The following is a 23,658-nucleotide window of genomic DNA, read 5'->3' on the forward strand; positions in this document are numbered from 1 at the left end:
GCGCGGCGGACCGTCGTAGGGACGACGTCCCCTCGGACCCGCGGGGCCGCGGACCCACAGGACCCGCGGCCGTCTCAGCCGACCTTGTGCAACCAGGTGACGGGGGCTCCCTCGCCGGCGTGCCGGTAGACCTCGAGCTCGTCGTCCCAGGCGGAACCCAGGACACGGTCGAGCTCGGCCGCGAGCACGGCCGCGTTGCCCGCAGCCTGCTCGACGACCGTGCGCAACCGGTCCTCGTTGACGACGACGTCGCCGTTGGCGGACAGCCGCGCCTGGTGGATGCCGAGGGAGGGCGTGTGCGTCCACCGCATCCCGTCGCTGCCGCGGCTGGCTTCCTCGACGACCTCGTACCGCAGGCCGTCCCAGCCGCGCATCGCACTCGCGATGAGGGCACCGGTGCCCGCCTCACCGGTCCACGAGAACTCGGTGCGCACCAGCCCGGACTCGACCGGTTGGGGCACCCAGTCCAGGCTGACCCGCGTGTCGAGGACCCCCTCCAGGGCCCAGTTGATGTGCGGGCACAGCGCAAGTGGCGCGGAGTGGACGAACACCACTCCGCGGGTCATGACTCGGGGCATGACGACGGACATCCTGGCCTCCTGTGTGGTGAGGGACGTCTTCCCCAACGCCTCGTCACACGCCGGCCACCGGCATCGGACCCACTGTACGGTTGTTCGTCACATTGTGCTCTGTCGTCACTCCAGTATCAAGTGCGGCCGGTCACGACTCACCCAGCCCGGACGGCAGAGGTGATGGACGTCACGGACAGTGCGCTGACCAGCACAGATGCCAAGATGGACGGCTCGAACGGCAGGACGATCCACACGACACGCCGCAGGGACTTGGCCATTTCGTGATCTTTTCGTAACCTGATTCCAGGCGCACCTGTCCCCCGACCCTCCGGTACGCCCCCGCCCTGACCATGGCGCCCAGGTCCTCCCTGTGCCTGCGTGCCCCGCACAACGAGGTCGTGCCCCCCGCACGGCCCCGGAGGTTCTATGAAGTTCACCGGCAAGCACCGACTCTCCAGCACCGCACCGCGCAGCAGCGCCGCCGCACTGATGATCGGCGGACTCGTGGCCGGCACGGTCGCCACGGCGGGCGCGGTCACCCTCAAGCAGGACCCCGGGACGTCGGACGACGTCGCCGCGGCCGTCACCGGTGACCTGGTCGGCGCCGTCCGCGACGCCGAGGCTCCGCCCGCCCCTTCCGAGGAGGCCGCCCAGCTGGCCAGCCTGCGCAGCGCGTCGCTCTCCGAGCTGCGTGACCAGGGCGCCGCGGACCGCAGCGAGGCCCGGGAGGCGCCCGAGGACGCCGCCACCGTGAGCACCCTGCTCGGCGACTCCGGCTTCTCGGCCCGTACGGTCGAGGTGGCCCCCGCCGAGGAGAGCCAGGAGCCCGCCCAGGACGCCCCGGTCCAGGAGGAGGCTGCTCCGGCCCAGGAGCAGCCGGCCCCCGTGCAGGAGCCGGCCCCCGTGCAGGAGCAGACCACCCCCGCGCGGCAGGCGGAGCCCGAGCCCGAGCCGGTGCAGCAGACCCAGGTCCAGGCCGCCCCCGCGCAGCAGGCCGAGCCCGAGCCGGTGCAGCAGACCCGGGTCCAGGCCGCCCCCGCGCAGCAGGCGGAGCCCGCGCCCGAGCCGGTGCAGCAGACCCAGCCCGTGCAGCAGGCGGCCCCCGCCCCGGTCGGCGGGTCCGTGCTCTCGATCGCCGCCAGCTACGTCGGCTACCCCTACGTGCTGTACGGCACCCCGCCGCAGGCCTTCGACTGCTCCGCCTACACCTGGTGGGTGTTCAAGCAGGCTGGTATCGACATCCCCCGCACCGTCGCCGGGCAGGAGGCCGCCGTCACCCGCGTGTCCAACCCTCAGCCCGGCGACCTCGTCTTCTACTACGACTTCTACCACGTCGGCATCTACGCCGGGAACGGCATGACGTACGAAGCCATGAACCCCAGCACCGACGTCCGCTACGGCCCCCTCATCACCTCCAACGTCTGGTACGGCCGCATCGGCTGACCGACCGCCGCTCCGCGAGGACCCCCGACCGACCAGGTCGGGGGTCCTCGTGCGTCCCGGCCGGACCCGAGGGGAGGCGGGATGCGTGGTCGGTGCCGGGCACCCGGCGGCTGCTGCGTGCTAACGTCGAGCATGCGCGTCTCCGACCTGATCAGGAAGAAGGGCTCCTCGGTGGTGACCCTCCCGCCGACGGCCACGGTGGCCGACCTGCTGGAGGCCCTCGACGAGCACCGCATCGGCGCCGTCGTGGTCGTCGACGAGGGCGGCGCCGTCACCGGGATCGCCTCCGAGCGGGACGTCGTCCACCACCTGCGAGGTGGAAGCGGCACCCACTCCCCCGTCACCGAGCTCATGACTGCCGAGGTGCACACCTGCACCGCAGGTGACGACCTCGTGCAGCTGGCGACCGTCATGACCGAGCGCCGGCTGCGGCATCTTCCGGTCGTCGAGGATGGCCGGCTCCAGGGCATCGTGTCCATCGGCGACGTCGTCAAGGCCCGCCTGGACGCCCTCGAGGCGGAGCGGGACATGCTCGAGGACTACCTTCGCCGATGAGCCGACGGCCCGGCTAGGATCGTGCCTCCCGGGCCAGTAGCTCAGCCGGTCAGAGCAGCGGACTCATAATCCGTCGGTCGTCGGTTCAAGCCCGACCTGGCCCACCCAAGGTCACAAGTCGGTGACACTGTCTCCTCAACCGGTGACGCCGCAGGTCACCTGCCGTTAGTGTGCCCGACATGACGGACACCCCCTCCCCGGCCGGACGGGCGCCCGGTGCGCCGCTGGTCGTCCTGACGGACGTGAACAAGCACTTCGGTGACCTGCACGTCCTGCAGGACATCAACCTCACGGTGCACGAGGGTGAGGTCGTGGTCGTGATCGGGCCCTCGGGGTCGGGCAAGTCGACCCTGTGCCGCACCATCAACCGGCTGGAGACCTACGAGTCGGGCACGATCACGATCGACGGCCAGGACCTGCCCCAGGAGGGCAAGGCGCTCGCCCGGCTGCGGGCCGACGTCGGCATGGTGTTCCAGTCCTTCAACCTCTTCTCCCACAAGACCATCCTGGAGAACGTCACGCTCGGTCCCATCAAGGTCCGGGGCCTGAAGCCGAAGGAGGCCGAGAAGCAGGCCATGGCGCTGCTCGAGCGCGTCGGGGTCGCGCACCAGGCCAAGAAGTATCCCGCACAGCTCTCGGGCGGCCAGCAGCAGCGCGTGGCCATCGCCCGCTCCCTGGCGATGGAGCCACGGGTCATGCTCTTCGACGAGCCGACCTCGGCCCTCGACCCCGAGATGATCAACGAGGTCCTCGACGTCATGGTCTCGTTGGCCAAGAGCGGCATGACCATGATCGTGGTCACCCACGAGATGGGCTTCGCCCGCAAGGCCGCCGACCGTGTGGTCTTCATGTCCGACGGCGCGATCGTCGAGGAGAACACCCCCGAGGAGTTCTTCACCAACCCCCAGTCACCCCGTGCCAAGGACTTCCTCGGCAAGATCCTCACCCACTGAAGGAGAACCACCGTGAAGAAGCACTCCCCCTTCCGCATCGCCGCCGTCCTGGCGGCCTCGGCCCTCGTGCTCAGCGCCTGCGGCGACGACACCGGCACCGAGGACGCCGGTGACGGCGGCACCGCCGCCGAGGACACCGCCGACGACGACAGCGGCACCGGCGAGGGCACCGAGGACGCCGCGGCCGCCGGGGGCTCGGGCGAGGGCCTGACCATCGGCATCAAGTTCGACCAGCCCGGCCTCGGACTGCAGGAGGGCGACGAGTACTCCGGCATGGACGTCGACGTCGCCATCGCCGTCGCCGAGGCCCTCGGGGTCGCCGAGGAGGACATCACCTGGCGTGAGGCACCCACGCCGCAGCGTGAGAACCTCCTGACCACCAACCAGGTCGACATGATCTTCGCGACCTACTCGATCACCGACGCCCGCAAGGAGGAGGTCCAGTTCGCCGGGCCCTACTTCGTCGCCGGGCAGGACCTGCTCGTCGCGGCGGACAGCGACATCGAGGGTTTGGACGACCTGGACGGCAAGCTGCTGTGCTCCGTCACCGGGTCGACCTCGGCGACGAACGTCCAGGAGGAGGTCCCCGGCGTCCAGCTGCAGGAGTACGGCACGTACTCCGAGTGCGTCGAGCAGCTGGCCAACGGCACCATCGACGCCCTCACCACCGACGACACCATCCTGGCGGGGTATGCCGCCCAGGACCAGTACGCCGGTCAGCTGCGGGTCGTGGGCGCGCCCTTCAGCGAGGAGCACTACGGCGTCGGTCTGAACAAGGACTCCGAGCGCTGCGAGGAGATCAACGAGATCCTCCAGGGCTTCTGGGACGACGGCACGATGGAGGGCATCATCGAGGACAACCTCGGTGCCGCCGACTACACGGCCAACCCGGACCTGAACCCGCCGTCGGAGATCGGCGGTCACTGCGGCTGAGCCGCGCTGACCCCCCTCCTCCCGGCCGGCACCCCGGGCGACCGCCCACGGGTGCCGGCCGGACCCCGTCCGCCCCAGCCGAAGGATCTCGATGCTCGAGCTGATCAACGACTTCAACGTCCTGGCGGCCTTCTGGATGACCATCCGGCTGGCCCTGTGGTCCTCGATCTTCGCCCTGCTCATCGGCACGGTCGTGGCCATCATGCGGCTCTCGCCCGTCGGCGTGCTCCAGCGGGCGGGGGCGGCCTACGTGACCCTGCTGCGGAACACTCCCCTGACCCTGATCATCATCTTCTGCAGCCTCGGCCTGTGGGGCCAGCTCGGGATCGAGCCGGCCTCCCGTGAGTCGGACACCTTCATCGCCGACCTCAACTTCCGCCTGGCCGTCATCGGCCTGGCCTTCTACCACGCCGCGTTCGTCACCGAGGCGATCCGCAGCGGGGTCAACACCATCCCGGTGGGTCAGGCCGAGGCGGCCCGCTCGATCGGGCTCACGTTCTCCCAGAACCTGCGCCACATCATCCTGCCGCAGGCCTTCCGAGGGGCGATCACGCCCCTGGGCAACGTCCTCATCGCGCTGATCAAGAACACCACCGTCGCCGTGGCGATCGGCGTGGCCGAGGCCGCCTACGCGCTGCGGAACATGATCGAGTTCCGCCCCGACGTCATCCTGCTGAACTTCTTCCTCATCGCCATCGGCTTCGTCATCCTCACCCTGCCCACCGGACTTGCCGTCAGCTACTTCTCCCAGAAGCTGGTGGTGCGGCGATGAGCGCACAGCAGGTCCTCTTCGACGCACCTGGTCCTCGGGCGGTCCGGCTCTACCGGATCATGGCACTGGTCGGCACCGTCGTCGTGCTCGGTGTGCTCGGCTGGATCGGCTGGCGGATGTGGGACCGCGGACAGCTCACGGCGGACAAGTGGATGCCGTTCCTGGAGTGGAGGACCTGGCAGAACTACTACCTGCCCGGCTTCTGGGACACCGCCCGGGCGGCCCTGACCGCCATCGTCGTGTCGATGTCGCTCGCCCTCGTGCTGGCCATGGGCCGCATGTCCGACCTAGCCCCCCTGCGCTGGGTGACGACGGTCTTCGTCGAGTTCTTCCGGGCCGTGCCCGTGCTGATCATGATGATCTTCACGTTCTTCTTCCTGTCCCGTCAGGGCTGGTTCCCCGACGAGCTCAACCCGTTCATCGCCACCGTGACGGGCCTGGTGCTCTACAACTCCTCGGTGCTGTGCGAGGTCATCCGCAACGGGGTGGGCTCCCTGCCCAACGGGCAGCGGGAGGCCGGGCTGTCGATCGGGCTGAGCTCGTCCCAGACCCGCCGCATCATCCTCATCCCCCAGGCGTTGACCGCGATGCTGCCGACCCTGGTCAGCCAGATCATCGTCATCGTCAAGGACACGGCGTTGGGCTACATCATCCTCTACCCCGAGCTGCTGACCCGGGCCCGCCAGCTGGGGTCGGCCGAGGCGAACGTGGTGCCGGCCTACCTCGTCGCCGCAGCCCTGTTCATCCTCATCAACTACGGTCTGGGCCGGGCCGCCGAGGCCATCGAGAACCGCCAGCGCCGACGCTCGCGCAGCGCGGCCAAGGCCGGGCAAGGCAGCGCGACGATGGGCGATGCGTCGGGAGTGGCCGCCGGCGTGGGCATGCACGGCAAGATCGGCACCGGCAGCACCTCGGGAACGGCCGAGGACGGCTACTGAGGGCCGGGGACGGCGCGACAGCCCGAGACGACGAAGGGCCCGGCACCATCTCGGTGCCGGGCCCTTCGTCGTGGGTGCTCCCCCGGTTGGACTCGAACCAACAACCTGCCGGTTAACAGCCGGCTGCTCTGCCAATTGAGCTACAGGGGAATATCGCAGCGAGGACAGACTCTAGCAAAGGCCACGACGGCGTCGAAATCGGTGCCCGGGCGCCGTGGCGTCCGCCGTGTCGTTCCGTCCGTCAGACGAGCTGCGGCGGGTCAGGGTCCAGACCCGCCTGGTCACGCACGTCCCGCCTCGCCTCGTGGACGGCACGAGCGAGGTCCCGGTCGACGGTCCGGGCACCCGGCCCCAGCAGCACCTGCTCCACCAGCTCACGGGTATGGAGCACCTTGCGCACGGTCACCCGTGCGGTGCGCCGGGGCCCCAGGTCGATCGCCCGGGTGAGCACCACGCTGGCGGTCGTCCGGTCCCGCAGCACCACCGGCACCGAGCCGGGGCCGGTCCGGTCGCGCAGCCGCCACCGCCGCGGGTCCGCGCCGTCGACGAAGTCCACGGTCAGCAGCCACTCGTCCGGGTCCCAGGAGCCGGTGTCCACCTCGTGCCAGGGCCGTTCGACCACCGGGTCGCCCTCGGCCGTCCGCTCGAAGAGGCGCCAGGTCGTCAGCACCACCCAGTGGCCGCTGCCGTCCTCCTGGGCGGTCGCCAGGACCTGCTCGCCCCGGGCCAGCTCGGGCAGCGCCCCGCGGGGCACGTCCTTGGGGGATCGCTGCGGATCCGGTCCCACGGACCGGTCCGTACGCGCTCGTCGCCACCATGCCATGTCAGTTCATCCTGTCCTTGAGCTTCGCGTGCTCGCGCTGGAGGGCCATCAGCTCCTCGTCGACCCGCCGGGCCTCCGGGGTTCCGGGCGTCAGCCGCTGGAGCCGGCTGATGGTCTGGGCGATCCGCTGCTCGGACGCCGCGAGCCGCACCCGGAGCACGAGCGAGTCGACGTAGGCCTCGGTGGGCGTCCCGGTCTCCGGGTCGAGCCTGGTCGGCAGCGGGGCCACGGCGAGCTCGTGCACCAGCCCCTGCACGGCTGGCGGTGTCCGAGCGAGCACCGCCCGGGTCCAGCCGGCCACGCTGGCCCCCTCCGCGGCGTAGACGCCGCCCGCCTCCTTGACGGCGTGCCAGACCGCCTGGTGCACCGGTGCCCGCAGCTCGGCCGCAGGCAGCTCGTCCATGTCCGCCGGGTAGATGGCGAGGGGATACTGCAACGCCACCTGGAGCAGGTGCCGCTCGGCGACCTGGACGGGGTCGGACAGGTCGGCCCCGGGCACCCCGTGCTCGGCGGCGACGGGTGGTGCGGCCGTGCGGGACCCGCCGGACCGGGCCGGGGCAGCGGCGGCCCGGGTCACCTCCACGGTCAGCGCCGTGGGGTCCACCCCCATCCATCCCGCCACGTCGCGGACGTACTCGGGGCGCAGCGTAGGGTCCTTGACCCCGGCGAGGATCGGGGCCACGGCCCGCATCGCCTGCACCCGTTCGCTGGCCAGGCCCAGGTCGTAGGGGGCCAGGGTGGTGCGCACCGCGAACTCGAACATCGGGGTGGCCCCGTCCACGAGCGCGCGCACGGCCTCCGGACCGCCCCGCAGCCACAGGTCGTTGGGGTCCTGGCCCTCCGCAGCGACGGCGACGAACGACTGGGCGGCCCACCGCTCGTCGTGCTCGAAGGCCTTCATCGCCGCCTTCTGCCCGGCGGCGTCCCCGTCGAAGGTGAAGATCACCCGGGCCGGCGCGCGACCGGCCTCGTCCCGCAGGATGCGGCGGAGCATGGAGATGTGGTCGCCGCCGAACGCGGTCCCGCAGGTGGCCACGGCGGTGCCCACGCCGGAGAGGTGGGCGGCCATGACGTCGGTGTAGCCCTCGACGACGACCGCCCGCCGTTCGGTCGCGATGGCCCTCTTGGCCAGGTCGAGCCCGTAGAGGACGCTGGTCTTGCGGTAGATCGGGGTCTCGGAGGTGTTGAGGTACTTGGCCGCCACCCGGTCGTCGTCGTAGAGCCGGCGGGCGCCGAAACCGACGGTGTCACCGGCGATCGACCGGATGGGCCAGACGACCCGGCCCCGGAAACGGTCGTACAGGCCCCGGGAGCTGCGGGCGGACAGCCCGCCGAGGACCAGCTCCTCGTCGGTGAAGCCCTTGCCTCGCAGGTGTTCCGAGAGGACCGAGCCGCCGCGCGGGGCATACCCGACCATGAACTGCCGGGCGTGCTCCCCGGTGAAGCCCTTCTCGCGGAGGAAGGCCCTGGCGGCCCGCCCCTCGCCGGAGGAGAGCAGCTGGTCGTGGTAGAACTCCTCGGCCACCCGGTGGGCCTCCATCAGCCGCATCCGCTGGCCGGCCGGCGCCTGGGGCCCGCCCCCGTCCGCTCCCCCGCCCTCCTCGTAGCGCAGCGTCAGGCCCAGCTGCCCGGCGAGGCGTTCGACGGACTCGGTGAAGGTGAGGTGGTCGATCTTCTGGACGAAGTCGAGCACGTCCCCGCCCTCCCCGCAGCCGAAGCAGTGGAAGTAGCCCACGGCCGGCCGCACGGTGAAGGAGGGCGTCCTCTCGTCGTGGAAGGGGCACAGGCCCTTGAGCGTGCCCACGCCCCCGCCCCGCAGGGTCACGTGCTCCCTGACGACCTCCTCGATGGAGGCACGCTCCTTGACGGTCTGGACGTCCTCGTTCCTGATCCGTCCGGCCACGCGCACCTCCTCCTGGGGCTGTCCGGGGCAGTCTAGGCGGCGCCGCCGTCCACGACGCGCGGCGTCCACACCGGCGCCCTCGCTACTGTGGGCCGATGGCCAAGCAGAGCACGCCGGCCACCGAGCTGGAGGTGGACGGGCGGACCGTGCGGATCTCCAACCCGGACCGGGTCTACTTCCCGGAACCGGGCATCACCAAGCTGGACCTGGCCCGCTACTACGTGTCCGTCGGCGGGGGCATCGTCAACGCCCTCCGCGAGCGGCCCTGCATGATGCACCGGTTCCCCGACGGCCTCACCGGGGAACGGGTCCACCAGAAGCGGCTCCCGCGCGGCGCTCCCGACTGGGTCGAGACGGTGCACGTCACCTTCCCGCGCTGGAACCGGACCGCCGACGAGCTGTGCGTCACCGAGGTGGCCCAGGTGGTGTGGGCGGTCCAGATGTCGTGCGTGGAGTTCCACCCCTGGAACAGCCGGAGGGGGCACGTCGAGCAGCCCGACGAGTGGCGGATCGACCTGGACCCGGGCGAGGACTGCGACTTCGCGACGGTGCGTCGGGTGGCCGGCGTCGTGCGGGAGGTGCTGGCCGAGCTGGGGGCCGTCGGCTGGCCCAAGACCACCGGCAGCAGGGGGATCCACGTCTACGTCCGCATCCCGCCGACGCACGGTTTCGGCGACGTCCGTCGTGCCGCCCTGGCCTTCGCCCGGGAGGTGGAACGGCGCACCGACGAGGCGACGACCGTCTGGTGGCGCAAGGACCGCGATCCCCGCGCGGTCTTCGTCGACTTCAACCAGAACGCCCGCGACCACACCATCGCCGCGGCCTACAGCGTCCGTGCCACCCCGGACGCCCGCGTGTCCGCGCCGCTGACGTGGGACGAGGTCGGCGACTGCGACCCGGCCGACTTCACGGTGCTGACGATGCCGGGACGCTACGCCACGGTGGGCGACCTGCACGCGGGCATCGACGAGGCGGTCTTCGACCTCGGGACGCTGCTCGCCTGGGCGGAGCGGGACGAGGCGGAGGGACGGGCCACCCCGGAGGACCCGGGGCCCGGCGCCTGAGCGCGCCTACGGCGCCAGCTCCCGCACGATCTCCCCGGCCGGCCGGTCCTGGCAGGCCCGCCAGCCGCTGCCGGCCCACACGTGGATGCCGTGCACGTCCCCGGCCGCGGCGGCCGCCGTGCGCACCGGCCGGCTCACCTGGTCGAGGACCGGGAAGGCCGGCGGGGCCAGCGGTGCGAACCGGTCGACGAACCTGTTGCGCAGCGCGCCGGCCACCCGCCCGCTGAACGCCCGGGTGGTGACCCGCTCGGTGAGCGAGGGATCCCGGAGGGCGGCCCGGTAGGTGCGCGAGGCCCCCGACTCGGTCGCCAGCAGCAGCGCCGTGCCGACCTGGACGGCCGCGGCACCCGCGTCCTGCGCACGGCGGACGTCCCCGGGGGTGGTCACCCCGCCGGCCGCGACGAGCGGCAGGGACGTCGTCGGACCGACGGTCTCCAGCAGCCCGAGGTGGTCGATCACCGCCGGCTCGACCTCGGGGTCGTGCGAGGCACGGTGGCCCCCGGCCTCCTGCCCCTGCAGGACCAGGACGTCGGCGCCGGCCGCCTCGGCGGCCGCCGCCTCCTGCAGCGAGGTCACGGTGACGTGCACCTCGCAGCCCACGGCCTGCCACCGCTCGACGGTCTCCCGGTCCGGCACGCCGAAGGTGCACGAGACCACGGCCGGCCGGAAGGTCTCCACGAGCAGGACCTTGTCCGCCCAGTGGTCGGTGTCCCCCCAGGACGGCGTGCCCGGCTCGACCCCCAGCCGAGCGGCCTCGTGGGCCAGCGCCTCCCGGTAGACGGCCACGGCCTGCTCGTGCCGGGCCCGGTCCACCGGCCGGGGCACGAACAGGTTGACGCCGAAGGGGCGGTCGGTCAGCTCCCGCGCATGCACCAGGTCGGTGGCCAGCTGCTCGGGGGTGCGGTAGCCGGCGGCGAGCATGCCCAGACCGCCGGCGTCGCTCACGGCGGCCACGAGCAGGGGGCTGCTCACGCCACCGGCCATGGGGGCTCCCACCACGGGGACGTCGAGGGCGTCGAGCACGGTCACGGCATACCTCCGGGGGCGGTGCGGGACAGGACGGACAGGGCCCGGGCGTCGGAGAGGCTGGCCACCTGGTCCAGGACGGCGCGGCGCGCCCCGCCGTCGTCGGTCGCGGCCTCGTAGGCCTCCCGGTGGAGCGGGTCCAGCAGCCCAGGGTCGAGCGTGTAGCGCTCGACGAGCGTGGCCAGCACCTCGCGCTCGGAGTGCATCACCACCCGTCGCTCCTCGCTGAGCATGACGAAGTGCGCGGCGACGGCCTTCAGACCGGCGGCCTGGGCCCGCACGCCGTCGGGGACGACGAGGTCGGCCGCGTAGCGGCGCAGCGGTCCCGGGCCATGCCGGTCACGGGTGGCCGTCTCGACGGTGTGCACGAAGTGCCCGATCAGGCGGGAGGTCATGTCCTTCAGTGCGGCCAGGTCGGACCGGGTCCCGGTGTGCTGCAGCGGGACCCACCCGCTGTCGAGCACGTCGCACAGTCCGTCCCGGACCTGCTCGGGGTCCAGGTCGGGGGCGTACCACCGGTGGGCCAGGTCGGCGACGTCCGCCTGCACGTCGGCCGAGCGCAGTGCCCGTGGGTCCACCCGTCCGGAGGCGATCGCGTCCTCGACGTCGTGCACGCAGTAGGCGACGTCGTCCGACCAGTCCATCACCTGGGCCTCCAGGCACCGACGTCGTGGCTGCCCGGACGGGGCACCCTGCCGGACCCACTCGAAGACCGGCGTGTCGTCGGCGTACACCCCGAACTTGGCGGTCCCGCTGCCGTCGCGGTGCCAGGGGTACTTCAGCACCGCGTCGAGGCTGGCCCGGGTGAGGTTGAGACCGGACGGGCGCCCGTCCGGGTGGGACCTCTTGGCCTCCAGCCGGGTCAGCACCCGCAGCGTCTGCGCGTTGCCCTCGAAGCCCCCGACGTCCGCGGCAAGCTCGTCCAGGACCTGCTCCCCGTTGTGCCCGAAGGGCGGGTGGCCGATGTCGTGGGCCAGGCAGGCGGTGTCGACCACGTCGGCGTCGCAGCCGAGGGCAGCGCCGAACTCCCGCCCGATCTGGGCGACCTCCAGGGAGTGGGTGAGCCGGTTGCGCACGAAGTCGTCGCTGGTGGGCTGGACCACCTGCGTCGTCGCCGCCAGCCGCCGCAGGGCCGCGGAGTGGACCACGCGGGCGCGGTCACGGGCGAAGTCGTGCCGGTCGGCCCGCTTCTGGGCCGGGTCCTCGGCGACCCAGCGCTCCCGGTCGGCGTCGGTGTAGCCCGCCGCTGCCTGCGTTCCCTGGTCCACGACAGCGAGGGTATGCGGTCGACGGGCACCGACCTAGGCCGGGAGGGTCCCCTTCGGGCCACCCCGGTGCGGCTCCGGGGCCGGTCCGGCAGGCCGGCGACCGAGTGCGGCGGCGAGCACGGCGCCGACGGGGCGGACGGGGACGTCCCGGTAGCCCCCGTCGGCGAGCCCCGCCTGGCGTTCGAAGACGCTGCGGGCGGCCCGGTCCCCGGTGCGGATCCAGGACCATGCCATCGAGGCGAGGTAGAGCGGCAGGAAGGGAAGGCCTCCGCAGAACGCCCACTGGGCGCTGTGGACCAGCTCGTGGTCCAGCAGGGAGGGGCGCCGAGCCATGAGCCGGTCGAGGTCGTGCCGGCTGACCACCACGTCGCCGACGGTGAAGGCACCGGCGACGGGGAAGCGCCAACGGTAGTGGTCGGCCAGGAAGCAGTGTCGCGGACCTCGGCGGATCCTGGCCCCGCCGGCCGCGGCCACGCCCAGCCCGAGCGGCGTCGACAGGTTGACCCAGTTCAGGACGTGCCGGAGGCGGTCACCACGTCGGCCTGACCCGGTCGTCCCCGGCGAGCCCGCCCCGTGCAGGGGGTCAGGCATACCGGGCCCTGGCCCGTGCCCGGGCCTTCTCGGCCTCCACCTCCCGGTCCTTCGGCGGCGCGGAGCTCACCAGGGAGTCAAGCAGCTCCCGGGTCGCCCGGGCCACCGCCTCGACCGCCGCCTCGTAGGCGGGCTCGTTGGCCCGGGACGGCCGCGGGGTCCCGGCGACCTTGCGGACGTACTGCAGGGCCGCGGACCGCACCTCCTCGTCGGTCGCAGGCGGCTCGTAGTTGAACAGCGGGCGGATGTTGCGGCACATCCGTCCACTGTGCCACGCCCCACCGTGTCCGGTCAGGGATCCGAGGACCCTGGGGCCCGGGGCGGTGGCAGCATGGGCGCATGACCACGGACCCCTCCCCCGCCACCCCCTCCCCCCTCGTCACGGCCCCCGCTCTCGCCGACGAGCTCGCCGCCGGCGCCGCACCCGCGCTCCTCGACGTCCGGTGGAGCCTCGGCGCGGGCACCGCCGCCAACCGCGCCGCCTACCTGGAGGGGCACCTGCCGGGGGCCGCCTTCCTCGACCTCGAGCAGGCCCTGTCGGACCCGGTGTCCCCCGACGGCCGGGGCGGGCGCCACCCCCTGCCGTCCCGCACGCGGGTGCAGGAGGCCCTGCGGACGGCCGGGGTCCGGGAGGACGCACCCGTCGTCGTCTACGACGCCCGCACCTCGCTCGGTGCCGCGCGGGCCTGGTGGGTGCTGCGGCACTACGGGATCTCCGACGTGCGGGTGCTCGACGGCGGGCTGGAGGCGTGGCGGGCGGCCGGGCTGGCCGTCGAGGAGGGACCGGTGGACACCGGCGTCGGCGACGTGGTCCTGGGTCCGGGAGAGGACGACCTGCTGGACGCCGAGGGGGTGCGGCGCTGGCTGGCCGCGGACCGGCAGCTGCTGGACGCCCGCCCCGCGGACCGCTACCGGGGGGAGAACGAGGTGATCGACCCGGTCGCCGGCCACATCCCCGGCGCCCTGTCGCTGCCGGCCCTCTCGTTGCTCGCCGAGGACGGCACCTTCCTGCCCGCGCCGGCCCTCCGCACCCTGCTGGAGCAGGCGGGTGCCGACCCGGACGCGGCGACGGCGGTCTACTGCGGCTCCGGCGTGCAGGCCGCCCACGCCGCCCTGGCCCTGGAGGCCGCCGGCCTGGGGGCCGGACGCTCCGCCGTCTACGTCGGCTCGTGGAGCGACTGGATCAGCGACCCCGGGCGTCCGACCGCCTGACCGGTCACGGGCGACCGTTCCGCGCCTACCGGCCGTCCTCCCCGATCACCCGCAGGCAGCCCTGGCCCCCCTCCTCCGGCGGGGACTGGGCGTCGAACCCGGCAGGCACGGCCTCCGCGGCCCGTGCCCTCCCGAGGTTCCAGCCCCACAACGGGTCCGGGTCGGTGTCATGGCGCAGGTTGGCCAGCACGCAGGCGGCCAGGTCGTCGGGCAGCCGCTCGGCGATCACGGGGGTGGCGTCGGGGCCGAGCGAGGCGAGATAGACCAGGTCGAGCCGCCCGGTCTGCTCGAAGCGCTCGATGTTGGCGCCCGCGACCCGGGCCTCGGGGTCGGCCACCCCCAGCACCAGCAGCATCGAGGCCCCGGCGAGGAGCGCGGCCCGGGGGACCCAGCGGCCGGAGAGCCGGATCCCCGCCACGAGGACCATGACGACGACCAGCCCCAGCCACAGCTCGAACAGGTCGACCAGGACCCGGGTGACCGTGTAGCCGTAGGCCTCCTGGTAGACCGCCATCCGGAACAGCGCGGAGGCCACGACGACCAGGGTGAGCACCCCCAACGTGCCCAGCAGCCCCCTCAGGAGGATCCGGTCCCCCCGGGTGCGCCGGGGCGCCACGCGGACGGCGAGGCCGATCGTCCCCAGGGTCAGGGCCGTGGCCACCGTGAGCTGGGCGAACCCCTGGTGGACGTACTCGGCGTAGGTCAGGCCGGTGCTGCGCCGGACGAAGTCGTGGCCGCCCCACATGGCACTGGCCTGGGCGACGAGGAACCCCAGGAGCACCGCCACGACCGCACCGACCGGCACGGCCCACTCCCAGGGACGGGTCACCGTCCGTGGCGACGGGCCGGCAGCACGCTCCACCGGGGGCGGGTTGAGCGCCAGGTAGGTCCCGGCGAGCACCACACCGGCGACGAAGAACCACAGGAAGGCACGCAGCACCAGGGTGTCGGCCAGGACCAGGTCGACGTCGGGCAGCAACCGGTCCACCCAGGCCCCGAAGACGGCGTCGCCCGAGGCGAACAGCCCGCCGAAGACCACGAGGGCCACCGCCGACAGCATGACCGTGCGCACGACCGGCCACAGCAGCCGGTGGCCGCGGGTGGTCGCCAGGGTCCGCTGCAGCAGGGGCAGTCCGCGCACCGCCGAGAGCACCCAGGCCGGCGGCCCCAGGAGCAGCGCACCCAGCCGACGGGCACCCGTGAGGGCCGTGGTGACGAGCAAACTCACGACGAGGAGCACGAGCACGGGCAGCCAATCCGCCGCCCGCAGGACGACGAGGGCGCCCAGCCCCACGCTGAGCAGGGCGCTGACGACCGTCCAGGCCGCGCGCCGGCGCACCGAGGACCAGAGCACCAGGGCGCCCCCGGCGAGCAGGACCGTCAGCAGTCCGAGACCGGCGTCGTGATCGGGCAGGACCAGCGCCGCGAACGCACCGATCCCGACCGCACCGACCAGCTGGACCGGCGCGGCGGGCACGCGCTCCGGCGGCCAGAGCCGGCCGAAGATCGGGTCCACCGCGTGGGCGGCGGGCCCGTCGGCGACGGGGACGGCCACGGGGCCAGGCGTCGCCGCCCCGGTGGACGGGCGCTCCGTGCTCCCGTCCACGCCGCTGCGGACGGGGCGGCCGGACGGCGGGCGCACCGGAAGCTCCACCCGCAGGCACGCACCGGGACGTCCGTCCGGGCGCGGGTGCGCCGACACCGAACCGCCGTGCAGCTCGCAGATCCACCGGGCGATGGCCAGGCCCAGCCCCGTCCCGCCGCCGCGGTCGTCGCCGCGGCCGTACCGGGTGAACACCGCCTCGGCACGATCGGGCGGTATGCCGGGGCCCTCGTCGACCACCTCCAGGCGCCAGCGGTCCATGGGCACCGGGTCCTCGGACCCGTCCGGTGACGTCCCCGTCTCGCCGGGGCCACGGACGTGCAGCGTCACCGTGCCGCCGGTCGGGCTGTGCCGGCTCGCGTTGTCCAGCAGGTTGCCCACGACCTGCGACATCCGGGCCGGGTCGACGAGAACCTCCAGGTCCGTCGGCGTCACGACCGTCCGGTGCTGCACGTCCCGGGCACCGAGCCCGGCCTCGGCCACCGCCTGGTTGAGCAGGTCGGCCGCCGAGGTGTGCGTCAGGACCAGGGGCACCGCCCCCGACTCGAGCCGGGTCAGGTCGAGCAGGTCCGTGACCAGGTCGCTGAGGCGTTCGGCCTGGGCGAGGGCCCCCTGGAGGGCCGCGTCGTCCGGCTGGACGACCCCGTCGACCAGGTTCTCCAGCAGGGCCCGCTGGGCGGCGAGCGGGGTGCGCAGCTCGTGGGAGACGGTCTCCAGCAGCTGCCGGCGGGTGGTGTCGGCCCGGTCCAGGTCGCCGGCCATCCGGGTGAACGCGTCCGCCAGCCGCGTGACCTCGTCGTGACCGGTGGCGGTGACCACGGTGCTGTAGTCGCCGGCGGCCATCCGGTCGGCGGCCTCGGTCATCGCCCGCAGCGGAGCCGTCATCCCCCGGGCCAGCCACTGGGTGACGACCAGCGCCACCGCCAGCGTGACGGGCAGGGTGAGCCATCCCGGCACGCCTGCCCCACGGCCGACCTCGAGCACGACGACCGCCGCCAGGACGCTGCCGGCCACGAGCAGCCCGATCTTGGTGCGGACCGTCCCGACACCGCCCAGCGGGCCAGGGGCACGGTCGGCCGTGCCCGGCGTCACGGGGGCCGGGCCGGTGCGAGCCTGCTCAGCGGGCATCCTGGGCCTCCAGCGCGTAGCCCACGCCGTGGACCGTCCGCAGCCGCTCGGCCCCGATCTTGGCCCGCAGCGCCTTGACGTGGCTGTCGAGGGTCCGGGTACCCCGCGCGTCGGCCCATCCCCAGACCTCCTCCATGAGCTCCGCCCGCGTGCGGACGGTCCCGGGGGCCTGCGCCAGGGTGGCCAGCAGCTCGAACTCCAACGGTGTCAGGTGGACCTCGCGGCCCGCCCGGAGGACCCGACGCTCGGCACGGTCGACGAGCAGGTCGCCGCAGCGCAGCACCGGCGGAGGGTCCACGGCCAGCGCCCGGGCACGGTCCACGCGCCGCAGGAGGGCGCGCACCCGCGCGACGACCTCCCGCATCCGGAAGGGCTTGGTGAGGTAGTCGTCGGCGCCCACCCCCAGCCCGACGAGGACGTCCGTCTCCTCGGCCCGGGCGGTGAGCATGAGCACGGGGACCGGCCGGCGGGCCTGGATGCGGCGGCACACCTCCAGGCCGTCCATCCCCGGCAGCATCACGTCGAGCAGGACCAGGTCGGGCGGGGTCGCCTCGCACGCCTGCACCGCGGCCGGCCCGTCGTGCACCTGCTGCACGCGCAGCCCGTCGGCCCGCAGCCGGTCGGCGAGCGCCCGGTTGATCGTCGGGTCGTCCTCGACGACGAGCACGAGCGGCGCGTCCGGCGCGGGCTGGGGAGGCATGTCCTCAGGCTAGGAGGGTGGGCGTGGACGGGGGGCGCAGGACGTGTGCAGATCGTGTGAAGGTCGGCCGTCGACCCGGTGGCGCCGTCAACCGCCGGAGACCGACAGCTCGGCCTGCGCCACCGACGCCGCCTGCTCGGCGTCGAGCTCGCGTGAGTCGAGCCAGCGGTCCGGGAGCGCGACGACGCGGGCCGACCCGGCCCGGCCGCGCTGCCCCTCGGCCGCCTCCCCGGGCCACGGCTGGTCGAGGTCGAGGGTGTCGACGAGCCGGTCCAGCGCGGCCAGCGAGTCCACGAGGCCCAGCTGGTGCCGCAGGTCGCCGCCGACGGCGAAGCCCTTGAGGTACCAGGCGATGTGCTTGCGGATGTCCCGGCACCCGCGGGCCTCGTCCTGGTGGAACTCCACGAGGAGCTCGGCGTGGCGGCGCAGCACCCGGGTGACCTCGCGCAGGTCGGGCACGACCCGTACGTGGGAGCCGGCGAAGGCGGCCGCCAGGTCGGTGAACAGCCAGGGTCGCCCCAGGCAGCCGCGTCCCACGACCACCCCGTCGCAGCCGGTGCGTTCGACCATGGCGACCGCGTCGTCGGCGGACCAGACGTCCCCGTTGCCCAGCACGGGGATGCTGGTCACCGCCTGCTTGAGCTCGGCGATGCGGTCCCAGTCGGCCTGCCCGGAGTATGCCTGCGCCGCGGTGCGCGCGTGCAGTGCCACGGCGGCGACCCCCTCCTCCTCGGCGATCCGGCCGGCGTCCAGGAAGGTCTCGTGCTCGGCGTCGATCCCCACCCGCATCTTGACGGTGACCGGGATCCCCGCCGGGGCGGCCTCGCGGACGGCCGCCCGCACGATGCCGCGGAAGAGGTCGGTCTTCCAGGGCAGGGCCGACCCGCCTCCCTTGCGGGTGACCTTGGGCACGGGACAGCCGAAGTTGAGGTCGACGTGGTCGGCCCGGTCCTCGTCCACGAGCATCCGCACCGCCGCGCCCACCGTGGCGGGGTCCACGCCGTAGAGCTGGACCGAGCGCGGGTCCTCCCCCGGGCCGTGCTCGATGAGCTTCATCGAGATCGGTGTGCGCTCGACGAGGGCGCGGCTGGTGATCATCTCGCTGACGTAGAGGCACCCGGCCCCGGACCGGGCTCCGGCGGTCCCGGCGTGGTCCAGCCCCTGGTCGCCGTACTCCCGGCACAGCTGGCGGAAGGCCCGGTTGGTGATCCCGGCCATCGGCGCAAGCACGACCGGCGCCTCGATCCGGTGCGGGCCGATCTGCAGCGGGGGCAGGATCGGGCGGCCCCCGGGGACCGGGGTCTCCGGGGCGGGCGGTGCGAGCGGGTGGGTCAGCGTCATGACGTCAGCGATTGTCCCATCCCCGCCGGGGTGCCCAGAACTCCTGGGAACGCGGACGCGCCCGGCCACCCGGCCGGGCGCGCCCTGCGCCGGGACGGGCGCGGTCAGGCCTGCTGACCCTCGTGCCGTCCCTCGGCGAACTCCTCGACGATCTTGGCGTTGAACGCCGGGAGGTCGTCGGGCGTGCGGCTGGAGACCAGGCCCTGGTCGACGTGGACCTCCTCGTCGACCCAGGTGGCCCCCGCGTTGCGCAGGTCGGTCTTCAGGCTGGCGTACGAGGTGAGCGTGCGGCCCTTCAGCACGTCCGCGTCCGCCAGGATCCAGGCGCCGTGGCAGATCACACCGACGGGCTTGCCGGCCTCGAAGAAGTGCCGGGCGAAGGCCACCGCGTCCTCGTCCATGCGGATGTGGTCGGCGTTCACCACGCCACCGGGCAGCACGAGCCCGTCGAAGGCCGACGGGTCGCTCGTCGACGTGGTCTGGTCGACGGTCGCCTCGTGCCCCTTCTTGCCGGTGATCGCCCCCTCCTTGGCGGAGACCAGCACCGCGCGGGCACCGGCCCCGGTCACCGCGTCCCAGGGCGAGGTCAGCTCGCTGTCCTCGAAACCGTCGGTCGCCAGGAAGGCGATCGTGCGTCCGTCCAGGTCTGCCATGGCAGATCCTCCTCGTTCTCGGGGTCCTCGGTCCCGTCCACCGTATGCCGCGTCCGTGCCGGTCGCACGCGCGCGGCGTACCCACCCGCACCGCATACCCTGTGCCGGTGCCGCTCTCCCTCGCCGTCGCCGGGCTGCTCACCGGGTGGGCCCTCATCGCCGCCGTGGGCGCGCAGAACGCCTACCTGCTGCGGCAGGGGATCGTGCGCCGTCACGTGGGTCCGCTGGTCGCGCTGTGCGCCCTGTCCGACGTCGTCCTCATCCTGGCCGCGGTCCTGGGGATCGGTGCCCTCGTCGAGGCCTGGCCCCCCTTCCTCCAGGTCGCCCGGTGGGGCGGCGGGGCCTTCCTCGTGGCGTACGGGCTGCTGGCCGCCCGGCGCGCGCTCCGGGAGGAGGAGTCGCTGCGCGCCGCCACGACCGCCGACCGGGGCCTGGGGCCGGCTCTGGCGACCATGGCCGCCCTGACCTGGCTCAACCCGCACCTGTACCTGGACATGGTCGTCCTCGGCGCGATCGCCAACAGCCACGGGCCGGGCGACCGGTGGTGGTACTACGCGGGTCTCGTGGTGGCCAGCGTCACCTGGTTCACCGCCCTCGGCTACGGCAGCGGCCGGCTGCAGCCGCTCTTCGCCCGGCCCCGGGCCTGGCAGGTGCTCGACGCCCTCATCGCCGTGGTCATGGTCTCGCTGGGCGTGGGGCTGGTGCTCGGCGGCTGAGGGTCAGCAGCCGAGGAGCCGCTGGGCCAGGTAGCCCTCCACCTGGTCGAGCGCCACCCGCTCCTGGGCCATGGAGTCCCGCTCACGGATGGTCACGGCCTGGTCGTCGAGGGTGTCGAAGTCCACCGTCACGCAGAACGGCGTGCCGATCTCGTCCTGGCGGCGGTAGCGACGGCCGATCGCGCCGGCGTCGTCGAAGTCGACCATCCAGTGCTGACGCAGCCGGGCGGCGAGGTCCTTGGCCTTGGGGGTCAGGTCGGCGTTGCGGGACAGCGGCAGGACGGCCACCTTCATCGGCGCCAGCCGGGGGTCGAGCCGCAGCACGGTGCGCTTGTCCACCCCGCCCTTGGCGTTGGGAGCCTCGTCCTCGGTGTAGGCGTCCACGAGGAAGGTCATCAGCGAGCGGGACAGCCCCGCCGCCGGCTCGATGACGTAGGGGATCCAGCGCTCCCCGGTCGCCTGCTCGAAGTAGGACAGGTCCTGGCCGGAGTGCTCGCTGTGCGTGCCCAGGTCGAAGTCGGTGCGGTTGGCCACGCCCTCGAGCTCGCCCCACTCGGACCCGGTGAAGTTGAAGCGGTACTCGATGTCCACGGTGCGCTTGGAGTAGTGCGAGAGCTTGTCGGCCGGGTGCTCGTAGTGGCGCAGGTTCTCCGGGCGGATCCCCAGGTCGGTGTACCAGCGGGTCCGCTCGTCGATCCAGTACTGGTGCCACTCCTCGTCCTCGCCCGGCTTGACGAAGAACTCCATCTCCATCTGCTCGAACTCGCGGGTGCGGAAGATGAAGTTGCCGGGGGTGATCTCGTTGCGGAAGCTCTTGCCGGTCTGCGCGATCCCGAACGGCGGCTTCTTGCGCGAGGCACCCATGACGTTGGCGAAGTTGACGAAGATGCCCTGGGCGGTCTCGGGGCGCAGGTAGTGCAGGCCGGACTCGTCCTCGACGGCGCCCAGGTAGGTCCTGAGCATCATGTTGAACTCCCGCGGCTCCGTCCAGGCCTTGTTGCCGCAGTTGGGACAGGTGATCTCGGCCAGCGGCACGTCGTCGGGGTTCACCTCCTTGCCCTTGCGGGCGGCCCTGTCGGCCACCGCCTCCTGCAGGTGGTCCACCCGGAACCGCTTGTGGCAGGACTGGCACTCGGTCAGGGGGTCGGAGAACTCGCCGACGTGGCCGGAGGCCACCCAGGTCTGGCGGGGCAGGATGATCGAGGAGTCCAGGCCGACGACGTCGTCGCGGGTCTGCACCATCGAGCGCCACCACTGCCGCTTGATGTTCTCCTTCAGGGCCACGCCCAACGGCCCGTAGTCCCAGGCCGACCTGGTGCCGCCGTAGATCTCCCCGCACGGGAACACGAAGCCACGGCGCTTGGCGAGGGAGACGACGAGATCGACGGTGGAGGTCTGCGACATGGGCGCCAGTGTACGGTCCCGCCCGGGCCCGGCCGGACCCTGCACGGGACTTACGCTGGTGCGGTGCCCGACACGTCCCCTCCCTCAGATCCCCACCCCCGGCGCGCCTCCGCGACCCCCGACGGGGGGCCGGGACCCGGTCCTCTCCGGTATGCCGTGGAGCAGCGCTCCCTGCCCGTCCTGACCCGGTTGGCGCGGCTGCCGGTGTGGCTGCCCTTCCTCGTCCTGCTCGTCCTGATGCTGGTCGGCGGCTTCGTCGGCGGGGCGGTCGGCTGGGTCCTGGTCGGCCTGGCGCTGGCCTTCATCCTGTGGCTGCTCTACCTGTCGTGGCCCCGGCTGACCACCGTGGAACGCCTGATGCGGGCCACCGTGCTGCTGCTGTTCGCCGTCGTCACCGTCACCCAGCTGGTGCCCCGGGGCTGATCCCGTCGTCGCGGGCGGGGTCGTGCGCGTGCGGGTCGTCGAGGAAGGGTCCCTGCGCGTCCCCGTGCAGCGCTCCCAGCCCGTAGGCCGACGTGAGGTGGGTGGGGGTGAGCACCTCCTCGGGCCGCCCCCAGGCCACCACCCGGCCGGCCATCAGCACCACCTGGTCGGCCGCCCGGGCCTCCTCCAGGTCGTGGGTGGTCAGGACCACGGAGTGGCCGGCCTCGTGCTCGGAGTGGATGATCCGGTCGATCGCCCTGGCCGAGACCATGTCCAGGCCGGTGAGCGGCTCGTCCAGGAAGATCGCCACGTGGTCCTGGGCCAGCGCCTGGGCGACGTAGACCCGTTGCCGCTGGCCCCCGGAGAGCTCGCCCAGGTGCCGGGCGGCCAGGTCCTCGATCTCCAGGGCTGCCAGGGCCGCACGGACCCGCTCGCGGTCCTCCCGCCGGGGGCGGCGCCACCAGCCCAGCGTGGGGTAGCGGCCCATGGCCACGACCTCGCGGACCGTGATCGGCACCCCCTCGGGGACGGCCACGTGCTGCATGACGTACGCGATCTGCGACTGGGCCCTCGCGGCGCTCGTGCCGAGGACCTCCAGCCTCCCTGCGGCCACCTCGTGCAGGCCGGCGAGGGCGTGCAGCAGGGTCGACTTGCCCGACCCGTTGGGTCCGATGATCGCGGTCACCTGGCCGGCCGGCAGCTCGAGGCTGGACCGGTCGACCGCCAGGTGTCCGTCGTAGCGCAGGACCAGGTCGGTTGCCCTGGCCAGGGGCGTGCACCCGGTGCCGGCGCTCATGCCGTCACCGCCCTGGCGCGCGCCCGCCGACGGAGCCGGGTGACGGGCAGGATGACGAAGAAGAGCACGATGGGCACCAGCGCCATCGTCGCCGAGGCGGCCGTCTGGAGGTGGTAGCTGACCACGAGCCCCAGCCAGACGGACAGCGCCCCGACGACCATCGACACGACGAACATCTGGGGGATCGTCCGGCTCACCAGGGCCGCGGTGGCGGCCGGCCCGACGAGCAGGCCGAAGACCAGCAGGGTGCCGACGGTGCGGAAGCTGCCGATGACCGCCACCGCGATGAGCACCAGGAGCAGCGCGTGCGCCAGGCCAGGGCGCATCCCCAGCGAGCTCGCCTTGGTCGCGCTGAAGCTCAGCGAGAGGAACGGCCGGTAGAGCAGGGCGGAGGCCACCAGCACCACGACGACCACGCCCGCCTGCCAGCGCAGGTCGGTGGCGGTCACCCCCAGCGCGTCCCCGAAGAGGATCGAGGTCAGGCTGCCGGTGTAGGAGCTGCTCCGGGAGATGATGACGACCCCGAGCGCCAGCATCCCGACGAAGAGCAGCCCGATGCCGGTGTCCTCCTTGAGCAGGGTCGCCCGGTGCACGTAGTGGATGCCGGCGACCATGACGACGGCGGCCACGGCCGCCCCGAGGTAGACGTTGAGGTCCAGCACGACAGCCAGGGCGATGCCGGGCAGCACCCCGTGGACGAAGGCGTCCCCGAAGAAGCTCATGCCCCGCAGCACCAGCCAGACCCCGACGACGGAGGCCATCAGCGCCGCGAGCAGGCCGCCGAGGAGGGCTCGCTGCTGGAAGCCCAGGAGGAAGGGCTCGACCCACCACTGCATACCGT

Annotated in this window: 24 protein-coding genes and 2 tRNA genes; 11 read left to right on the forward strand and 15 right to left on the reverse strand. The window is 73.1% G+C overall.

Annotation, left to right across the window (positions count from 1 at the left end; all coding sequences use genetic code 11):
• Nucleotides 1-74: 74 nt before the first annotated feature.
• A complete protein-coding gene (locus FJR00_RS03030; protein WP_075957812.1) occupies nucleotides 75-590 on the reverse strand; it encodes a DUF3145 domain-containing protein in 516 nt (171 codons plus the stop codon).
• A 408-nt stretch (nucleotides 591-998) separates the two neighbouring features.
• On the opposite strand from FJR00_RS03030, the gene FJR00_RS15935 reads away from it, so the two are divergent.
• From FJR00_RS15935 to FJR00_RS03065, 7 genes are all read left to right on the forward strand, one after another.
• Complete coding sequence (locus tag FJR00_RS15935) at nucleotides 999-2,015, forward strand: C40 family peptidase (protein WP_238330273.1); 1,017 nt, start codon at nucleotides 999-1,001, stop codon at nucleotides 2,013-2,015.
• A 132-nt stretch (nucleotides 2,016-2,147) separates the two neighbouring features.
• Complete coding sequence (locus FJR00_RS03040; RefSeq protein WP_141337416.1) at nucleotides 2,148-2,570, forward strand: CBS domain-containing protein; 423 nt, start codon at nucleotides 2,148-2,150, stop codon at nucleotides 2,568-2,570.
• A gap of 30 nt (nucleotides 2,571-2,600) precedes the next feature.
• Nucleotides 2,601-2,674: transfer RNA gene (locus FJR00_RS03045), tRNA-Ile, on the forward strand.
• A 75-nt stretch (nucleotides 2,675-2,749) separates the two neighbouring features.
• Nucleotides 2,750-3,523, forward strand: a complete 774-nt coding sequence (locus FJR00_RS03050) for an amino acid ABC transporter ATP-binding protein (RefSeq protein WP_075957814.1) — start codon at nucleotides 2,750-2,752, stop codon at nucleotides 3,521-3,523.
• Nucleotides 3,524-3,535: 12 nt separating this feature from the next.
• The gene (locus tag FJR00_RS03055; RefSeq protein WP_141337417.1) at nucleotides 3,536-4,456 is read left to right on the forward strand and encodes a glutamate ABC transporter substrate-binding protein; all 921 of its coding nucleotides are present in this window, start codon (nucleotides 3,536-3,538) and stop codon (nucleotides 4,454-4,456) included.
• 91 nt (nucleotides 4,457-4,547) lie between these two features.
• A complete protein-coding gene (locus FJR00_RS03060) occupies nucleotides 4,548-5,228 on the forward strand; it encodes an amino acid ABC transporter permease (protein WP_141337418.1) in 681 nt (226 codons plus the stop codon).
• Nucleotides 5,225-6,166 carry an amino acid ABC transporter permease gene (locus tag FJR00_RS03065; RefSeq protein WP_075957816.1) on the forward strand — a complete coding sequence of 314 codons (942 nt, stop codon included), beginning with the start codon at nucleotides 5,225-5,227 and terminating at the stop codon, nucleotides 6,164-6,166. Before FJR00_RS03060 ends, FJR00_RS03065 begins: the two co-directional genes overlap by 4 nt.
• A gap of 77 nt (nucleotides 6,167-6,243) precedes the next feature.
• Here FJR00_RS03065 and FJR00_RS03070 read toward each other — a convergent pair.
• The 3 genes from FJR00_RS03070 to dnaG all read right to left on the reverse strand — a co-directional run bounded on the left by FJR00_RS03070 (nucleotide 6,244) and on the right by dnaG (nucleotide 8,892).
• Nucleotides 6,244-6,316, reverse strand: a tRNA-Asn gene (locus tag FJR00_RS03070).
• A gap of 91 nt (nucleotides 6,317-6,407) precedes the next feature.
• Entirely contained in the window at nucleotides 6,408-6,953 is a 546-nt protein-coding gene (locus FJR00_RS03075; protein ID WP_141337419.1) for a hypothetical protein, read from the reverse strand.
• Between the two features lie 37 nt (nucleotides 6,954-6,990).
• Nucleotides 6,991-8,892, reverse strand: coding sequence for a DNA primase (gene dnaG, locus FJR00_RS03080; protein WP_141337420.1), 1,902 nt, complete (start codon nucleotides 8,890-8,892; stop codon nucleotides 6,991-6,993).
• 95 nt (nucleotides 8,893-8,987) lie between these two features.
• Here dnaG and ligD point away from each other — a divergent pair, with 95 nt between their 5' ends.
• Nucleotides 8,988-9,956, forward strand: a complete 969-nt coding sequence (gene ligD / locus FJR00_RS03085; RefSeq protein WP_141337421.1) for a non-homologous end-joining DNA ligase — start codon at nucleotides 8,988-8,990, stop codon at nucleotides 9,954-9,956.
• A gap of 6 nt (nucleotides 9,957-9,962) precedes the next feature.
• Here the strand turns inward: ligD and FJR00_RS03090 are convergent, their stop codons facing one another.
• Genes FJR00_RS03090 through FJR00_RS03105 form a run of 4 tightly spaced genes read right to left on the reverse strand, consistent with a single transcriptional unit; the run spans nucleotide 9,963 to nucleotide 13,100 of the window.
• Nucleotides 9,963-10,985, reverse strand: a complete 1,023-nt coding sequence (locus FJR00_RS03090) for an NAD(P)H-dependent flavin oxidoreductase (RefSeq protein WP_238330274.1) — start codon at nucleotides 10,983-10,985, stop codon at nucleotides 9,963-9,965.
• On the reverse strand, nucleotides 10,982-12,250 hold the full coding sequence (locus FJR00_RS03095) for a deoxyguanosinetriphosphate triphosphohydrolase (protein ID WP_141337422.1): 1,269 nt from the start codon (nucleotides 12,248-12,250) through the stop codon (nucleotides 10,982-10,984). The genes FJR00_RS03090 and FJR00_RS03095 overlap by 4 nt, the downstream gene beginning before the upstream one ends.
• Before the next feature lie 33 nt (nucleotides 12,251-12,283).
• The gene (locus FJR00_RS03100; protein ID WP_238330275.1) at nucleotides 12,284-12,841 is read right to left on the reverse strand and encodes a hypothetical protein; all 558 of its coding nucleotides are present in this window, start codon (nucleotides 12,839-12,841) and stop codon (nucleotides 12,284-12,286) included.
• On the reverse strand, nucleotides 12,834-13,100 hold the full coding sequence (locus tag FJR00_RS03105; RefSeq protein WP_075958339.1) for a DUF2277 domain-containing protein: 267 nt from the start codon (nucleotides 13,098-13,100) through the stop codon (nucleotides 12,834-12,836). Before FJR00_RS03105 ends, FJR00_RS03100 begins: the two co-directional genes overlap by 8 nt.
• 80 nt (nucleotides 13,101-13,180) lie before the next feature.
• On the opposite strand from FJR00_RS03105, the gene FJR00_RS03110 reads away from it, so the two are divergent.
• A complete protein-coding gene (locus FJR00_RS03110) occupies nucleotides 13,181-14,053 on the forward strand; it encodes a sulfurtransferase (protein ID WP_141337423.1) in 873 nt (290 codons plus the stop codon).
• Between the two features lie 25 nt (nucleotides 14,054-14,078).
• Here the strand turns inward: FJR00_RS03110 and FJR00_RS03115 are convergent, their stop codons facing one another.
• The 4 genes from FJR00_RS03115 to FJR00_RS03130 all read right to left on the reverse strand — a co-directional run bounded on the left by FJR00_RS03115 (nucleotide 14,079) and on the right by FJR00_RS03130 (nucleotide 19,478).
• Nucleotides 14,079-16,784, reverse strand: coding sequence for a DUF4153 domain-containing protein (locus FJR00_RS03115; protein WP_141337424.1), 2,706 nt, complete (start codon nucleotides 16,782-16,784; stop codon nucleotides 14,079-14,081).
• Nucleotides 16,774-17,484, reverse strand: coding sequence for a response regulator transcription factor (locus FJR00_RS03120; protein ID WP_141337425.1), 711 nt, complete (start codon nucleotides 17,482-17,484; stop codon nucleotides 16,774-16,776). Before FJR00_RS03120 ends, FJR00_RS03115 begins: the two co-directional genes overlap by 11 nt.
• An 87-nt stretch (nucleotides 17,485-17,571) precedes the next feature.
• Nucleotides 17,572-18,825 (reverse strand): tRNA dihydrouridine synthase DusB, encoded by a 1,254-nt coding sequence (dusB, locus tag FJR00_RS03125; protein WP_141337426.1) that lies wholly within the window; start codon nucleotides 18,823-18,825, stop codon nucleotides 17,572-17,574.
• Nucleotides 18,826-18,929: 104 nt separating this feature from the next.
• Nucleotides 18,930-19,478, reverse strand: coding sequence for a type 1 glutamine amidotransferase domain-containing protein (locus FJR00_RS03130; RefSeq protein ID WP_141337427.1), 549 nt, complete (start codon nucleotides 19,476-19,478; stop codon nucleotides 18,930-18,932).
• Nucleotides 19,479-19,585: 107 nt separating this feature from the next.
• On the opposite strand from FJR00_RS03130, the gene FJR00_RS03135 reads away from it, so the two are divergent.
• Complete coding sequence (locus FJR00_RS03135) at nucleotides 19,586-20,194, forward strand: LysE/ArgO family amino acid transporter (RefSeq protein WP_238330276.1); 609 nt, start codon at nucleotides 19,586-19,588, stop codon at nucleotides 20,192-20,194.
• A gap of 3 nt (nucleotides 20,195-20,197) precedes the next feature.
• On the opposite strand, the gene FJR00_RS03140 is transcribed toward FJR00_RS03135, so the two are convergent.
• On the reverse strand, nucleotides 20,198-21,598 hold the full coding sequence (locus FJR00_RS03140; RefSeq protein WP_141337429.1) for a glycine--tRNA ligase: 1,401 nt from the start codon (nucleotides 21,596-21,598) through the stop codon (nucleotides 20,198-20,200).
• Nucleotides 21,599-21,661: 63 nt separating this feature from the next.
• Between FJR00_RS03140 and FJR00_RS03145 the strand changes: the two genes are divergently transcribed.
• The gene (locus FJR00_RS03145) at nucleotides 21,662-22,021 is read left to right on the forward strand and encodes a DUF6703 family protein (protein ID WP_237770185.1); all 360 of its coding nucleotides are present in this window, start codon (nucleotides 21,662-21,664) and stop codon (nucleotides 22,019-22,021) included.
• Here the strand turns inward: FJR00_RS03145 and FJR00_RS03150 are convergent.
• A complete protein-coding gene (locus FJR00_RS03150) occupies nucleotides 21,996-22,817 on the reverse strand; it encodes a metal ABC transporter ATP-binding protein (protein WP_141337430.1) in 822 nt (273 codons plus the stop codon). The genes FJR00_RS03145 and FJR00_RS03150 overlap by 26 nt on opposite strands.
• Complete coding sequence (locus tag FJR00_RS03155) at nucleotides 22,814-23,653, reverse strand: metal ABC transporter permease (RefSeq protein ID WP_141337431.1); 840 nt, start codon at nucleotides 23,651-23,653, stop codon at nucleotides 22,814-22,816. The genes FJR00_RS03150 and FJR00_RS03155 overlap by 4 nt, the downstream gene beginning before the upstream one ends.
• Nucleotides 23,654-23,658: the final 5 nt, after the last annotated feature.

The sequence above is a fragment of the Ornithinimicrobium kibberense genome, from assembly GCF_006519705.1.
GTDB lineage: Bacteria > Actinomycetota > Actinomycetes > Actinomycetales > Dermatophilaceae > Ornithinicoccus > Ornithinicoccus kibberensis.

Bases quoted from the DNA above. Each gene is read 5' to 3' on its own strand.
- FJR00_RS03030 (WP_075957812.1), bottom strand. From the start codon at position 590: ATGTCCGTCGTCATGCCCCGAGTCATGACCCGCGGAGTGGTGTTCGTC.
- FJR00_RS15935 (WP_238330273.1), top strand. From the start codon at position 999: ATGAAGTTCACCGGCAAGCACCGACTCTCCAGCACCGCACCGCGCAGC.
- FJR00_RS03040 (WP_141337416.1), top strand. From the start codon at position 2,148: ATGCGCGTCTCCGACCTGATCAGGAAGAAGGGCTCCTCGGTGGTGACC.
- FJR00_RS03050 (WP_075957814.1), top strand. From the start codon at position 2,750: ATGACGGACACCCCCTCCCCGGCCGGACGGGCGCCCGGTGCGCCGCTG.
- FJR00_RS03060 (WP_141337418.1), top strand. From the start codon at position 4,548: ATGCTCGAGCTGATCAACGACTTCAACGTCCTGGCGGCCTTCTGGATG.
- FJR00_RS03065 (WP_075957816.1), top strand. From the start codon at position 5,225: ATGAGCGCACAGCAGGTCCTCTTCGACGCACCTGGTCCTCGGGCGGTC.
- ligD (WP_141337421.1), top strand. From the start codon at position 8,988: ATGGCCAAGCAGAGCACGCCGGCCACCGAGCTGGAGGTGGACGGGCGG.
- FJR00_RS03100 (WP_238330275.1), bottom strand. From the start codon at position 12,841: ATGCCTGACCCCCTGCACGGGGCGGGCTCGCCGGGGACGACCGGGTCA.
- FJR00_RS03105 (WP_075958339.1), bottom strand. From the start codon at position 13,100: ATGTGCCGCAACATCCGCCCGCTGTTCAACTACGAGCCGCCTGCGACC.
- FJR00_RS03110 (WP_141337423.1), top strand. From the start codon at position 13,181: ATGACCACGGACCCCTCCCCCGCCACCCCCTCCCCCCTCGTCACGGCC.
- FJR00_RS03115 (WP_141337424.1), bottom strand. From the start codon at position 16,784: ATGCCCGCTGAGCAGGCTCGCACCGGCCCGGCCCCCGTGACGCCGGGC.
- FJR00_RS03120 (WP_141337425.1), bottom strand. From the start codon at position 17,484: ATGCCTCCCCAGCCCGCGCCGGACGCGCCGCTCGTGCTCGTCGTCGAG.
- dusB (WP_141337426.1), bottom strand. From the start codon at position 18,825: ATGACGCTGACCCACCCGCTCGCACCGCCCGCCCCGGAGACCCCGGTC.
- FJR00_RS03130 (WP_141337427.1), bottom strand. From the start codon at position 19,478: ATGGCAGACCTGGACGGACGCACGATCGCCTTCCTGGCGACCGACGGT.
- FJR00_RS03140 (WP_141337429.1), bottom strand. From the start codon at position 21,598: ATGTCGCAGACCTCCACCGTCGATCTCGTCGTCTCCCTCGCCAAGCGC.
- FJR00_RS03150 (WP_141337430.1), bottom strand. From the start codon at position 22,817: ATGAGCGCCGGCACCGGGTGCACGCCCCTGGCCAGGGCAACCGACCTG.
- FJR00_RS03155 (WP_141337431.1), bottom strand. From the start codon at position 23,653: ATGCAGTGGTGGGTCGAGCCCTTCCTCCTGGGCTTCCAGCAGCGAGCC.